This window comes from Oleiphilus sp. HI0123 (genome assembly GCF_001635315.1).
Genome location: NZ_LWGE01000820.1, coordinates 1 through 442, shown reverse-complemented (window position 1 = coordinate 442; position 442 = coordinate 1). Strand labels below are relative to the sequence as shown.

At 47.8% G+C, this 442-nt stretch carries 1 protein-coding gene; it reads left to right on the top strand.

The genetic code is table 11. The annotated features are described in order from the left end of the window. Positions 1–334, top strand: a 334-nt coding sequence (locus A3761_RS07180; RefSeq protein ID WP_231881186.1) for an Lrp/AsnC family transcriptional regulator, incomplete at its 5' end; no start/stop codon positions are given. Positions 335–442 lie beyond the last annotated feature (108 nt).

Sequence of the window (442 nt, the reverse complement as noted above, 5' to 3'; positions counted from 1 at the left end):
CGACCGAGTTGAGAAGATGCGTGCCGATAAAACGCTAACGCGCTTTGGCCCAATGTACCATGCAGAGCAGTTGGGTGGTGCACTGTCACTTGCCGGTATGGCGATACCGGAAGAGCGCTTTGATGAAGTAGCTGAAATCGTCAATGGCTTTCCCGAGATTGCTCACAACTACAAACGGACTCACGAATTGAATATGTGGTTTGTGATTGCAACTGAGGAACAGGAAGGTAAAGGGCGAGTGATCGAAGAAATTGAACGTCAGACAGGATTTAAGGTCTACGACATGNCGAAGAAGGAGGAGTTCTATGTTGGATTCTATCTCGACCTCGAATGATTTTTATCGCCCTCAAGCGGAGGACTTACCTATGGAGGAGGAAGAAAACTACTCACTATCGAGTATAGATCGCGAGTTGATCGTCTTGACTCAGGAGGGTTTGCCTCT